The organism is Psychrobacter sp. SCQQ22, from assembly GCF_015864605.1.
Taxonomy (GTDB): domain Bacteria; phylum Pseudomonadota; class Gammaproteobacteria; order Pseudomonadales; family Moraxellaceae; genus Psychrobacter; species Psychrobacter fozii.
This window is the reverse complement of record NZ_JADYWZ010000001.1, coordinates 121096-135246: the sequence shown is the minus strand read 5'-3', so window position 1 is coordinate 135246 and position 14151 is coordinate 121096. Positions and strand designations below refer to the sequence as shown.

Annotated in this window: 13 protein-coding genes; 10 read left to right on the top strand and 3 right to left on the bottom strand. The window is 43.5% G+C overall.

From position 1 onward, the window contains the following. Positions 1–17: 17 nt before the first annotated feature. The 8 genes from erpA to I6E84_RS00545 all read left to right on the top strand — a co-directional run bounded on the left by erpA (position 18) and on the right by I6E84_RS00545 (position 8426). On the top strand, positions 18–398 hold the full coding sequence (gene erpA, locus I6E84_RS00580; RefSeq protein ID WP_110922102.1) for an iron-sulfur cluster insertion protein ErpA: 381 nt from the start codon (positions 18–20) through the stop codon (positions 396–398). A gap of 351 nt (positions 399–749) precedes the next feature. Continuing rightward, the gene (gene gshA, locus I6E84_RS00575; protein WP_197215478.1) at positions 750–2324 is read left to right on the top strand and encodes a glutamate--cysteine ligase; all 1575 of its coding nucleotides are present in this window, start codon (positions 750–752) and stop codon (positions 2322–2324) included. A gap of 62 nt (positions 2325–2386) precedes the next feature. Continuing rightward, on the top strand, positions 2387–2902 hold the full coding sequence (locus tag I6E84_RS00570; protein WP_197215476.1) for a disulfide bond formation protein B: 516 nt from the start codon (positions 2387–2389) through the stop codon (positions 2900–2902). A gap of 496 nt (positions 2903–3398) precedes the next feature. Continuing rightward, positions 3399–4031, top strand: coding sequence for a copper resistance protein NlpE N-terminal domain-containing protein (locus I6E84_RS00565; RefSeq protein WP_197215474.1), 633 nt, complete (start codon positions 3399–3401; stop codon positions 4029–4031). Between the two features lie 301 nt (positions 4032–4332). After that, complete coding sequence (gene mpl / locus I6E84_RS00560; RefSeq protein ID WP_197215472.1) at positions 4333–5802, top strand: UDP-N-acetylmuramate:L-alanyl-gamma-D-glutamyl-meso-diaminopimelate ligase; 1470 nt, start codon at positions 4333–4335, stop codon at positions 5800–5802. A gap of 286 nt (positions 5803–6088) precedes the next feature. Beyond that, entirely contained in the window at positions 6089–6343 is a 255-nt protein-coding gene (locus tag I6E84_RS00555) for a GlsB/YeaQ/YmgE family stress response membrane protein (protein WP_110922106.1), read from the top strand. Positions 6344–6561: 218 nt separating this feature from the next. Beyond that, entirely contained in the window at positions 6562–7110 is a 549-nt protein-coding gene (def, locus tag I6E84_RS00550) for a peptide deformylase (protein WP_197215470.1), read from the top strand. A 140-nt stretch (positions 7111–7250) separates the two neighbouring features. Beyond that, the gene (locus tag I6E84_RS00545) at positions 7251–8426 is read left to right on the top strand and encodes a type III PLP-dependent enzyme (protein ID WP_197129420.1); all 1176 of its coding nucleotides are present in this window, start codon (positions 7251–7253) and stop codon (positions 8424–8426) included. Positions 8427–8526: 100 nt separating this feature from the next. On the opposite strand, the gene I6E84_RS00540 is transcribed toward I6E84_RS00545, so the two are convergent. From I6E84_RS00540 to dnaJ, 3 genes are all read right to left on the bottom strand, one after another. Further along, the gene (locus I6E84_RS00540; RefSeq protein WP_197215468.1) at positions 8527–9432 is read right to left on the bottom strand and encodes a hypothetical protein; all 906 of its coding nucleotides are present in this window, start codon (positions 9430–9432) and stop codon (positions 8527–8529) included. A gap of 60 nt (positions 9433–9492) precedes the next feature. Further along, the gene (gene dapB, locus I6E84_RS00535; RefSeq protein ID WP_197215466.1) at positions 9493–10323 is read right to left on the bottom strand and encodes a 4-hydroxy-tetrahydrodipicolinate reductase; all 831 of its coding nucleotides are present in this window, start codon (positions 10321–10323) and stop codon (positions 9493–9495) included. 172 nt (positions 10324–10495) lie between these two features. Beyond that, positions 10496–11635, bottom strand: coding sequence for a molecular chaperone DnaJ (gene dnaJ, locus I6E84_RS00530; RefSeq protein ID WP_197215464.1), 1140 nt, complete (start codon positions 11633–11635; stop codon positions 10496–10498). A gap of 435 nt (positions 11636–12070) precedes the next feature. Here dnaJ and I6E84_RS00525 point away from each other — a divergent pair, with 435 nt between their 5' ends. Both I6E84_RS00525 and I6E84_RS00520 read left to right on the top strand, forming a co-directional pair. Continuing rightward, complete coding sequence (locus I6E84_RS00525; RefSeq protein ID WP_197215462.1) at positions 12071–12721, top strand: DUF2939 domain-containing protein; 651 nt, start codon at positions 12071–12073, stop codon at positions 12719–12721. 284 nt (positions 12722–13005) lie between these two features. After that, on the top strand, positions 13006–14142 hold the full coding sequence (locus tag I6E84_RS00520) for a homocysteine S-methyltransferase family protein (protein WP_265090842.1): 1137 nt from the start codon (positions 13006–13008) through the stop codon (positions 14140–14142). Positions 14143–14151: the final 9 nt, after the last annotated feature.

Sequence of the window (14151 nt, the reverse complement as noted above, 5' to 3'; positions counted from 1 at the left end):
TAGCAACTGAGGTAGATATGAACGAATCAGCCAACCAATTTAGTCCAAGCTCGAGCCAGCCAGTAGATCCTACGGTACTAAGCCTAACCGATAGTGCTGCACAAAAAGTACGTCGCCTACGTGAAGAAGAAGGTGATAGCGACCTTATGCTACGCGTCTATGTGACTGGCGGTGGCTGCTCAGGTTTCTCTTATGGCTTTAATTTTGCCAATGAGTTGAATGAAGATGATGCTAACTTTGACAATGAAGATGTGACCTTAGTGGTAGACTCACTAAGCTACCAGTATTTGCAAGGTTCTACTGTTGACTACACTGAAGGGTTAGAAGGCGCACGCTTTATCGTGACCAACCCGAACGCAACGACTACTTGTGGCTGTGGCTCTTCATTCTCAATCTAAATTAGCGGTATCCGTGAGTGTTCATTCAGATGCCCTAGTTATTGGCTATAGCGATGATAAGTAGCTTGACGTCATCTATTAAAAGCATCTATCTGCTAGGTAGGTGCTTTTTATTCACTTGGTTTTATAGTGCATAAATGACACGTTATTCAAAAACCAGTGTGGCTTAAATATCCGCTGACATTCAGACAGATAAGCCATTGTAAAGCTTATCGTATTTGTAATCGTCCGTGGTTTTCAAGGCAGCTTTGAGCTAAACTGACGGAATTCTTAATCCAATATTTACCTCTTTTATGGTCGAACGCTAGTCGTGTTTTGATCCTCCATAATAAATAACAATAGATGACTATTATGAGTAATTTTGCGAGTAGCTTTGTGAACTTTGAAATCCCTAACTGGTTTGACAGCAAACATTTAGCGGGCATGTTACGCGGTATCGAAAAAGAAGGTCTGCGCGTTAGACCTGACGGATATCTGGCTCAAACACCACACCCAGCCAAACTTGGATCAAAACTCACCCATCCATTTATCACTACTGACTATTCAGAAAGCCTACTTGAGCTCATTACTGACCCTAAGACCTCGCCAAAAGAAACGCTAAACATGCTGCGTCAGTTGCATGTATTGGTATATCAAGCCATGCCTGAGGGTGAGCTGATGTGGCCACTATCGATGCCTTGCATGCTGTCATCAAAAGATGAAGACATCCCATTAGCTGATTATGGTAGCTCTAATACTGGTAAGCTCAAGACGTTATATCGTAGTGGTTTGGGCATTCGTTATGGTCGCCGTATGCAGACGATTGCTGGTTTGCATTATAACTTGTCTTTCGGTGACGGACTCTTTGACGTTTGGCAAGCGCAAACACCTACCGCGCAAGACCAAACGCCCACAGAGTTCAAAAATGAAAAATACCTTGGGCTTATCCGTAACTTCAAGCGACTAACCAGTCTGGTTCTCTATCTATTGGGTGCCAGTCCAAGCGTTTGTCCTTGTTTCTTAGCGGGTCGCGAGCATGATTTAGAACTGCTAAACAACTCAACCTATTATAAGCCGACCGCCACTAGCCTGCGTATGGGCAAGCTTGGCTATACCAATAGTGTGCAAGAGCAGCTCGATATTCGTTATAACTATTTGCCAGAATATGTCGAAGGATTGCGCCGTGCGATTCAAACGCCACACGAGAGCTTCGCCAAGCTTGGATTAGAAGATGCGGATGGCAATCCTATCCAAATCAACAATCATATCCTCCAGATAGAAAATGAATATTACAGCCCTATTCGTCCCAAACAAATTGCGATGAGTGGTGAGACACCGACCGAAGCACTTGAACGTCGCGGTATTGCATATGTTGAATTCCGTGCTATCGATCTCGACCCTTATAGTGATGTCGGTATTCGTCTGTCTAGTGCTTGCTTCTTAGAAGTCATGGCGCTGTATTGCCTGTTCAACGACTCTCCTGATTTACTACCTGAAGAAGAAGAAGCACTGGCTATCAACCTTGAACGTGTAGTAAACGAGGGTCGCCGTGATGGTCTACACATCATCAATAACGGCGAGGAGCAATTGCTTGAGAGCTGGATGCTGACACACCTAGAGCGCATGCAGCCACTTGCCGCGTTGCTTGATGCTCATTATGGCGGCAATGATTACCGTGCAGCAGTTGCGTTAATGCAAGGCAAAGCAGGACACTCTGAGTCAACCATCTCAGCACAAGTCAATTCTGATAGTCAGCGTTTGGGCAGCCTATGGCAGCTTGGCTTTACTTTGGCGCAGCAGCATCGCAATTCGTTATTGCAGCAAACGCTTAGTCCAAACACTCAAGCTAAGTATGAAGTGCTGGCAGAAAAATCGATACTGCAGCAAGCAGATATCGAAAAAGCAGAAACAGAAGATTTTATGGAATTTTTGCAACAGTACCGCTAAGTTCTGATTACCATTTAACATTTAACATTTATAGCTGACTATTTTATAAGAGTAACTGCCCAATGCTAAAGCTAGCCACCTACCGCTCTTTGCAAGTGTTTTTGGTCATTATGACCGTAATCGGTATGAGTTTTGCGCTGTTTTTTCTACAGCGTCATTTGGGGCTTTTACCGTGCCCACTTTGTATTTTTCAACGTGTTGGCCTGATTGTCATGGGCAGTTTTGCTCTGATATCGGCAGTATTTAATCCCAAGTCTAAAGGCATGAGACTGCTATTGTGGCTCGGTAGCTTGATAGGCATTGGCTGGTCTACGGCAGTCGCAGTACGCCATGTATGGTTACAGCACTTACCTGCCGATTTAGTTCCATCTTGTGGCCCAGGTCTAAATTATTGGATAGACACCCTACCTGTGTTGCAAGTGTTCAAAGAAGTTTTCGCCGGCTCTGGTGAATGTGCTGAAATTGCTTGGACCTTTATAGGATTAAGTATCCCTGAACAGTCTTTGATTCTATTTAGCGTGCTGTTATTGCTACATGTGCTGATATTATGGCGTATCTTACGACCTGTCACCCCCTAGCCACACCGCTTAATAACTGCTTAACAAATATGTAAATCCCATACTTTTTACGCTACCATCCTTCATCTAGATAGATATAAATGCGATATGACTTGATATCTATTTAGATGAAAACTGCTTTACTACTAAGCGCTGCTGACCTGATAACCACCTCTGCTACGCCGTCTTGTCCAAAGCTCTCATTGCTTAAACAACACTCCCCTTCAAGCAATCCATAACAAAAATTCTACAGAGATATCTTCAATCTTTGGTATCTTGACCCTGCTTATTTTGTTTTCTCATTGGTTGATATGACTGAGATAGCTTTTACTCTGACGTTTGTTTTTGGCTAATGTTCCGTCTGCTTCGTATCATATCTTTTGGCAACAAAACCTCAAATAATGCCCTTTCAACGCTTATATTTCCCACTATCCTGCATTTCTGACGATAGAATCACATTGCTCATAGTATGGGTAGTCTGCAGAAATATTATTTAAAAACTGTTTTTGGTGTGACCATGATATATTTTGCGCCTGTTTGCTCTATTACTTTGACTGTCATCAGACGCTATGGCCGTTTTTTGCTGGCATTACCTTTTTGCGTAGTCCTTATCAGCTGTGACAATGCTTCGTCTAATACTGATCAGGGTATGGTAAATGAAGTTATCCCTGTTGATGGCTCAGCGTCAGCTGACCTTACAAATAGCTTGTCAGATAATAGTGACGGGTTACAAGGCTCTGATAGTGAGCAAGATAACGCAGAAGGCCAATCACTTATTGCTGCTGCGCAACCAAGTAATGAGTCGAACACCTACCAAACACAGACAGATTCAAAGTCACATAGCAGCGCATTACAAGCGACGTTAATGGGCGATTATGGTGGTATGGTGCCTTGTTCGTCTTGTGATAATATCGATGTCACACTGAACTTATTCGCTGATGGCTCAGTACTCAAGACCAGTATTTACAATAGTCCTGAGACGCCACGTTCACCGCTTTTTGAGTCTGGCATCTATCGTCAAGATAATAATAAGATTACGATTGTCTACCAACAAAAACAGATTGAGACCTATAGTATTCAAGACAATCATCTTATATTGATGGACGAAAATAAGAGTCCTAATAATGACTATACCTTGTCACGTAAATAAGACTGTAGGCAGACCGTCAGATATCAACAAGTTCGAATAAATAAACACCTAAGCCAATACACCAAACAACGCCTACTTTTAAGGCGTTTTTTATTGGTCATCTAATAGTGTTTACTTTACAATGAGTGGCTGTTTACCCTGTTGATACTTTGATGACTGCTTGCTCATTCTGCAATAAAGGTCCTTGGTACGGGTAATATGTAGGCGGGGTTCGACCTATAATAATCAGCTGTTTATTCTGCTGATATTACAAACGACTTTACGTTTTCATTCTTTCAATTTATGCTCATACGGAACGTCTATGCACATTCATATTCTTGGTATTTGTGGTACTTTTATGGGCTCGTTGGCCTTACTAGCGCGAGAACTTGGGCACACCGTAACTGGCTCTGATGCCAATGTGTATCCGCCTATGTCCACCCAATTAGAAAATGCAGGCGTCACTATTGAAGCAGGCTACCTGATAGAACATTTGCAGCCAGCACCAGACTTGGTCGTTGTCGGTAATGCGATGAAGCGCGGCATGGACGTGATCGAATATATGTTGGACACAGGACTACGCTATACGTCAGGGCCACAGTTTTTATCTGAGGAAGTGTTGCAATCGCGCCACGTGATAGCCGTAGCAGGTACTCATGGCAAGACCACAACGACGACCATGCTCGCTTGGATATTGCACTATGCGGGTATCGATACTGGGTTTTTGATCGGTGGTGTACCATTAGTCGATACAACGGATGAGCGTCTACAACAAGTCTTTGCGCACAGCAGTTATTTAGGTGCAGAAAAAGCGAGTGATGATAGCTCAGATACTGGCTATTTTGTCATTGAAGCCGATGAGTATGACTCTGCATTTTTTGATAAGCGTTCAAAGTTTGTGCATTATCGCCCGCGTACCGCCATTCTAAATAATCTTGAATTTGATCATGCTGATATCTTTGCAGATCTCAACGCAATTCAGACTCAATTTCATCATATGGTGCGTATGATTCCAAGCACTGGCAAAATCATCATGCCAGCAGCGACCGCCAGTTTAGAAGACACGTTGGCAAAAGGCGTTTGGACACCTGTTTGGCGTACATCAGTGGTTGATAAGAGCGCCGCTGACAACCTTGTAAATGATAGCGACTGGCAAGCTGAGCTTATTAGCGAAGATGGTAGCCAATTTAAAGTAAGATTCAGCGAAGACCTTGATTCTGCCGCCACCGTCAATTGGGCAATGAGCGGCATCCATAATGTTAATAATGCATTAGTTGCGGTATCCGCAGCTTACAATGTGGGTGTCAGCGTCTCTACTGCTTGTGCCGCTTTGTCTGCTTTTGCTGGTATCAAACGCCGTATGGAGCTGATCGGTGATGTAAATGATATCTTGGTCTTCGATGATTTTGCCCACCATCCAACCGCTATTACCACGACGTTAGATGGTGCCAAAAAGAAGCTGTCTGACAGACGTATTTGGGCTATTATCGAACCACGTAGCAATACAATGAAAATGGGCATTCATCAAGATAGTCTAGCCGAATCTGCTGCACTCGCTGACCATACACTGTGGTATGAGCCTACAGGTCTTGAATGGGGTTTAAGAGAAGTCATCGAACGCGCTAATGCTGCAAATCCGAATATGGGCAACCAACAAGTACTGTCTAGTACTGACGCTATCATTGAATATATCGGCACACATGCACAATCAGGTGATGCGATTGTCATCATGTCTAATGGCGGCTTTGAAGGGATTCATCAGCGTCTATTAACGGCTCTACATAGTAAATAACTGAGCTGAATATAGTTTTATTAAAGTGAAAGCGTGGCATTGTTATCGACGAGCCACGTTTTTTTTGGTTTTAATAAGCATCAATCACGACCAACGTTTGCGACTTTACTACCTTTGTAACCTTTCATTTACTTATCCTATCTTCATATTAGCAAATCAATGGATTTCCTCACATAGCTCATACACTGGTAACATTTCGCGCTTACCTTTACTTCGACGCAGTGCTTACAATGTACCTATCAAAACGAGAAAATTACTATAAATGATAATAAGTTAGGAGAATACTATGGGTTTTATTTGGATGATTATTGTAGGACTGGTCGCAGGTTTATTGGCACGAGCTATTAAGCCAGGCAGTGACCCTATGGGTTGGATAATGACTATCGTATTGGGTATCGTCGGTGCTTTAGTTGGTGGTTTACTGGCTAACCTAGTCGGTATCAATGCTGACGGCGGTTTCACTGGTCTAATATTCTCAGTTATCGGTGCAATCATACTGCTGTTTGCATATGAGATGATTACCAACAAACGCGGTGTATAGTCAATCGCAGTATTGATTGTAATGCAGTAATAACGATATAAAGAGAAGGCCTTGCTGATTGCGAGGCCTTTTCGTTTGTCATACGATAAGCCCTCACCTTCGTTATCTGGTATCAGGAAGAGGTGATAGTTGCGGGAAAGTATTGATAAACATTACTTTTGCCCCCATTTATCTTATAATATCAACCCTATTTTATCCTTATCATTGAGGTAAGCGTTATGGCTTTACTCCCTATCTTAAATTATCCAGATCCACGCCTGCGCACACTTGCCAAGCCTGTCAAAGAAGTGACTGCTGAAATAAAAACCTTAATCGCGGACATGATCGAAACGATGTATGACGCCCAAGGTATTGGTTTGGCTGCCAGCCAAGTGGATCGCCATATTCAACTTATCGTCATGGATTTATCAGAAGATAAAGATAGCCCTAGAGTTTTTATTAACCCAAAAGTGACGCCACTGGTAGAAGAGAAGCAGCCGTATGAAGAAGGTTGTTTGTCGGTTCCTGAGGTTTATGATAGCGTTGAACGTCCAAACAAAGTACGTATTGAAGCCTTGGATGAGAATGGCGAAAAAATCGACGAAGAAGTAGAAGGCTTACTCGCGGTATGTATCCAACACGAAATGGATCACCTAAATGGCGTCATATTCGTCGATTATTTATCGCGTCTAAAACAGACTCGTGCTCGCGATAAAGTACGTAAAGTCGTCAAAATACGTGAAAAACAAGGCGAACAAACTGCTGAGCCACATCCTACCAACTCTTAATGATTCATCATATAAATTGATTGTCATATAAACTAATTGTCACATCAGCTAAGTGTTACTAATGGCTCGATGGCAATATTATGATACTCGTTTTACCCTATAACATGTGCTGTCTATACTAAAGGTTCCCTACCATGACCATGATCAAAATTGACCAATATTTTGACCCTGCCAACTGGCAGAAATTCACCAAAGCTGCTGAAGGTCGTGAGACACCGTTTTTGATGGTGGACCTTAGCCGTATTAAGACCAAGTATCATGAGATGGTTGGGTTTTTTCCTAATGCTAAAATTCATTATGCCATGAAGGCCAGTCCTGCTGTTCAGGTCATCAATCTATTGGCTGAGCTGGGTTCAAACTTTGACTGTGCGTCAATTTATGAGCTTGACCGTGTGCTTGATTGCGGTGTTGAGCCATCACGTATCTCTTATGGCAATACGATTAAAAAAGCGGATCATGTCAAATATGCCTTTGAAAAAGGCGTTGATCTATATGCGACTGACTCAGAAGCCGATTTAAAAAATATCGCGAAGCATGCGCCTGGCTCTAAAGTATTCGTTCGTATTTTGGTTCAGGGTTCAGAGACTGCTGAGTGGCCGCTATCACGTAAATTTGGCTGTCACCCTAATATGGCGATTGAGCTATTGATTCAAGCCCGAGATTTAGGCTTGGTACCTTACGGTATCTCGTTCCATGTTGGCAGTCAGCAAAAAGACGTTGCCGCTTGGGACGATGCATTGGCCAAGGTCAAATATATGTTTGACTGGATGAAAAATGAAGAAGACATCAAGCTACAAATGATTAATTTGGGCGGTGGTTTCCCAGCCAACTATATCAGCGAAGTAAACCCTATCAAAGTTTACGCGGAAGAGATTACACGTTATCTAACAGATGACTATAACGAAGAGGACATGCCTGAGATTATTCTTGAGCCAGGCCGTTCATTGGTCGGTGGTTCAGGCGTTCTAGTCAGCGACATCGTTTTGATTTCTCGTAAATCTCATACCGATTTAACACGTTGGGTTTATACGGACGTGGGTCTATTCCAAGGCTTAATTGAAACCTTAGGTGAAGCCATCAAATACCCTATCTATACGCCTAAGATGGAAACATCAACCAGCGAAGGTACTGTAGTATTGGCCGGTCCAACGTGTGACTCAACTGATATCATGTACGAAGAAGCGGGTTATCAGTTACCAGAAGAGTTAGAGATTGGCGATAAAATCTATTGGCTAACCACCGGTGCTTACACTAATTCTTACTCATCAGTTGAATTCAATGGTTTCCCACCATTAGAAGTCATTTATATTGATTAGCTTTATATATATATAAATCGTCATCCATAAAAAAGCGCGGTACTGTTAATCACAGTATCGCGCTTTTTTGTGTTTGTTTGGCAGTATCATTGATAACTGGCTACTGTACCAAGAGTGAAATAGGCACACTATTACTACTACTGATTGTCTGATTACCACCATAGCTGGTACTTTGATTTTGACTGTTTTGAGAAATTTCTCCGATAGTCACCCACTGTCCGCGAGGCACGATAATCGTACTGTTCAGACTTTGACCTTGAATAGCATTATTAACAGAACCGCTGCGGTTATAAGGTGAATTGGATCGCACCAGTTTTTCTTCTACTTGAGACAGCTGTACTTCGACTTGGCCAGTAGGCAGCAGTCTTGGTGTTACTGAAATTCCCTGTATCGTTGGTAGCAGTACTTGCTGCTGAATAATAATCTGTGGCCTTAGATTATAGTTATTTGCATAGCGATTGCTATTATAAGCCTGAGTTAGAGAGTAGAGCGTGCCAGTACTGATACTTGCTGCACTGCCAGATAAGGTTTTTATTTGGTATGAATTACTGCCCTGCTGCTGACTGTTACTTTGATTAATGATACCTGACCCTTGGATACCACGATTGGTAATAATAACCTGCCCTTGCTGGATATTATTCTGAGCGCTGCTATTACTGCCAACTCGCACAGCAACGGTTAACGCTTGTGGTTGGCCATCTATTTGAGTCAAGAGCTGCTGTACTGCCTGATAATTAGCCGCTGTGGTGTTCAGTACTAATTTGTCTTGATAAGTTGTGACTGTACCGCCGTCACGGCTGCTGTCTAACTGCTGACGCACTGCAGGTAGTAGTGTGTCACCGCCATAAGTGTGAATGACATAGGTATGATAAGTGGCAGCTTGAACAACGACAGGCAGAGCCACCAGACTGATTGCCAAGACTGTTTGACCTATGTAGCCAATATTCTTACTAGCAGTAACAGCACTGCTAAGCACCGTTATCAAACTCCGTCTAAACGTATTCATGTTTGGCTCCTAGCAGTGACTTATCATTTATTAAGATTTAGAGCATGTTGAAGACATGCCCTAGTCATTTAGTCCTAACACGTCTTGCATATTGTACTGCCCTACTTCTTGCTGAATAATCCAAGTCGCAGCGCGTACAGCACCAGCGGCAAAAGTCATGCGCGCACGGGCACGATGGGTAATCTCGACTACCTCACCGTCAGCGATAAACATCACAGTATGATCGCCGATGATTTCACCACCACGAATCGCATGGATACCAATCGTACCTGCTTCACGTTCGCCTGTTTGTCCTTCGCGGCCATAAACAGCGACGTCTTTTAGATTCTGTCCACGAGCTTCTGCGACTGCTTCTGCCATCATATAAGCTGTACCTGATGGTGCATCAATCTTGTGCTTATGATGTGCCTCGATGACTTCTACATCCGCGTCATTACCAAATGCTTTTGCTGCCATCCCTAGTAGCTTCAATGACAGATTCACTCCCGTTGAGTAGTTACCTGCATAAACAATCGCAATCTGCTCACTCGCTTTTGCCAATACTTGCTCTTGCTGCTCATTGAATCCTGTCGTGCCAATGACCATCGCAACATTGTGCTCAGCACAAATTTGCATATTTTTTTCAGTCGCATCAGGTAAGCTAAAATCAATCAGTACGTCGATGTCGCCTACAACTGCCTTTAGATCATCGACAATCTGCACATCTAAGCGCCCGATAGCAGCCACTTCACCCGCATCAGCCCCTACTAGGCTCGATCCTTGACGTTCAATCGCTGCGCTTAATGTCGTTTGAGTATTATCTTTTACTGCTTCGATAAGCATACGGCCCATACGACCTCCCGCACCAATGACACCGACTTTGATGGCTTGTTCTTTTACTTGTTGACTCATATCTTTGTCCTAAATGCTTTGTTTTAGTAAAGGCGTTTTTAAATACTATTTATCGTAAGTTTAGCAAATATCCCTACCCGAGTGGCTTTTTATACACTCAGCAAAAAGCCCAATAGTTTCACGTGAAACTATTGGGCTCAAAACAATGACGTTGTTCAGTTAAGCAAAACTATCAGTCAAATAATTCGCCAATCTTTTTGAAGAATGACTTTTTATGTGGTGACTGTTGATGCTTGCTGTCACCATCTAATGTATCTTGGAATTGACGTAACAAGTCTTTTTGCTCACGAGTTAGATTGACTGGTGTCTCGATGACGACACGGCAAATCAAATCACCTTTCATGGTCGTACGAACTGGCGTCACGCCTTTACCGCGGACACGTAGCAACTTACCACTTTGAGTGCCTTCGGCAACCTTGATTTTTACTTTACCATCTAACGTTGGGATTTCAACTTCTTTACCCAATGCCGCATCAGTGATACTCACTGGCACATCCATATAGAGATCGGCACCTTGACGAGTAAAGACATTGTGCTGTTTGACGCGTACTTCGACGTATAGGTCGCCATTTTGGACACCAGCACCGCCAGCTTCACCTTCGCCTGCTAGACGAACGCGGTCACCATCATCGACACCCGCTGGGATAGACACTTCAAGCGTACGTGATTTGTCTTTGACGCCATTACCATGACAGTCAGAGCATGGGTTTTTGATTTGCTTACCAGTGCCGCCGCAATGTGGGCAAGCTTGCTGAACAGCAAAGAAACCCTGCTGCATACGGACTTGACCTTGGCCATGACACGTCTGACAAGTCACAACGTCAGAGGCATTTTTTGCGCCTTTGCCATCACAAGTGTCGCAAGGTGCAGGTGCGGTAAAGCTGATTTCTTTTTTACAGCCACGTACCGCTTCTTCTAGCGTCAGCTCAATGACGTAACGCAAATCAGAACCACGACGTGAACGCCCGCCACCGCCGCCGCCACGCTGCTGACCGAAGATATCGCCGAAGTTGCCGAAGATATCACCAAAGATATCTTGGAAATTACCGCCACCACCGCCGCCAAAGCCACCGCCGCCCATGCCGTTTTCAAACGCTGAATGACCCATGCGATCGTAGGCTGAGCGTTTTTCTTCGCTGCTCAGTACTTCATACGCCATTGATGCTTCTTTGAACTTGTCTTCTGCATCAGGGTCGTCAGAGTTACGATCTGGATGGTATTTCATGGCCAGCTTGCGGTAAGCTCGCTTAATTTCCTTGCTATCAGCGGTCTTACTGACACCTAATATTTCATAAAAATCACGCTTACTCATGGGCTCTCCTATCGTCTTTACAGTCCACCGGCCGGTCGATTCAGTAACCCTTATCAATCATTATATTATTGCTACTCATTTTCTCACTTAAAGGTTTCACATGAAACATAATGAACAGTGAAGAAAAAGAGATGATAATGTTAAAAATCTTACAAGCGAATACGGCGGGATGCTGCTTAGCCAAATCAATTATTAAAAGTTTGCGCTATTTATGGAGATGGCATAGTGATTTATCAAGCTCTCAGGGATGGAAAGTATCGTTTAAGAGCGTTTCGTCACTACAAAAAGGTTTTATTAAGGAACGAACAAAGGTTTTCATACCTTAATACAATTAAGCCGTGCTAGTATTTATCGCCAAGTTTATAGTCATTTATCTTAAAATTACATAGCCATTTATCTTAAAATTACTAAGTTTGCGACAAGGTATCGTTTTTTATGAAGAAGCTGATTGTTTTATTAATCATCATCGTAGTCGCCGTCTATGCAGGCTCGCCTTATTACAGTGCATATCAGCTCAAAAATGCCTACGATGACAAAGACGGTGCCACTATTGCAGCGGCCATTGACTATGACCAAGTACGGCCTAGTGTCCAAAATCAATTGACCAGTCAGTTTACCGCGACGATGACTCAATACCCATTAGTGTCTCAGCTAGGCGGTGAGCCTTTGACCGAGGCTGCCAATAGTTTTATCGCAAAAGCTGTTGATGGCGCTATCACTCCGCAGAATATCGAAAAAGTTATTAACACTCAGGGTCAGGCCAATACAGCGACCAAAGAATTGGCAGCGGCATGGGCTATCGCGAGCAATCAGGTCAATCTAAAAAACTTGATTCAAAACCTCATTATCCAGCGCGGTGATGTCGATGCAGTGGTCAAAAGCCAAATGCAGGAAATCATGATAAAACAAGCCGCTGAACTTGAGAAACAAGTGGCTCAAGGCTCTGATAGTGACAAACCTAAGCTGAGCTATTGCGGCATCAATTGCTTCACTATCAGCGGACAAGTTAAAGGCTATCCACTCACGATAGAGATGCAACGTGAGGGTCTGATTGACTGGAAAATCGTCGATATCGTGTTGCCGTAATACAAGACGCTGCGGTTGCGGCTTTTGCGCTATCGCTAATTATCTATAAAAAAAGCACCTATCATAATCTATTATAAAACAGTCACAGCGCGAACCTCGCTAGGAGTATCACCTATATTCTTAGCAAGATTGCCTTGGCTGTTTTTTGAATCAACGAAGGCGTGTCATCAATTAGATTGTGGGCTTAAAATGAGAAAAATTTAGCCATTTTAAGTTTACTAAATGTATTAATGTGCTAATTGATGATACGCCCTACATCAAACCAATTTATAAGTGAGCGTACGATGCACACTCAAACAACCTCTCCAATGACAGATACAGTAACAGCGACTCAGCCTAATGACTCGCTTACCACGCCAGCGCCTAACTCTCTACCACCAATCACGATACTAGATGGCGGTATGGGACGTGAACTTGAGCGACGCGGCGCTCCTTTTCGCCAACCTGAATGGTCAGCACTGTCATTGAGCCTAGCGCCAGATAGTGTTCGTGATGTCCATGTGGACTACATAAAAGCGGGTGCGACAGTGATCACAGTCAACAGCTATGCAGTCACCCCTTATCATTTGGGAGACAGCTTTTTTAGTGAGGGTGAGCATCTCATCAGAACTGCGGCGCAGCTCGCATTTGAAGCCGTACAAGAAAGTGAAAAGCCAGTAGACAATCAGCAAGCAAGCGAAAAGCAGAATAGCTCAGTAAGCGTACAAATCGCTGGCTGTTTACCGCCACTGTTTGGCTCTTACCGTCCAGATTTGTTCGATTCTAAGCAAGCCCCTACGATTGCGCGTCCATTATTGTCTGCACAGATAGATTATGTGGATATGTGGCTGGTAGAAACGCAAAGTAGTATCGTTGAAGCACAAACGTGGCATCAGCTAATTACTGAATTTACAGTGACTCAAAAAGAAGCTATATTTAAAAATGCAATCGCATCTCAAAAAGAGACTATATCTAAACCCATTTGGATATCATTCACGCTAGATGATAGTCAGTTAGATATCGACGACGATGACTCTGATAGCAGTGCTGAACCTAACCACGCTGTGAGCGCACCGATGTTACGCTCTGGTGAATCAGTAGCCGAGGCCGTACAGGAAATGATGGCATTGAATGTCGATGCCGTACTGTTTAACTGTAGTCAGCCTGAGGTCATGAATGCAGCATTGCAAACTGCGAAAGATCTGATTGATAAAGCAGTACACCCTATGCAACTGGGTGTTTATGCCAATGCTTTTGTCTCAGAGCAAGTCCATAAACAAGCCAATGCACAACTGCGCGATATGCGTGAGGACACCACACCTGAGCACTACCTAATGTGGGCTGAGCTTTGGCAAGCCTCGGGTGCAAATATCATTGGCGGTTGCTGCGGGATTGGTGTTGAGCATATCGAACGACTCGCGCAGCATCTAACCGATAGATAACGATATCTT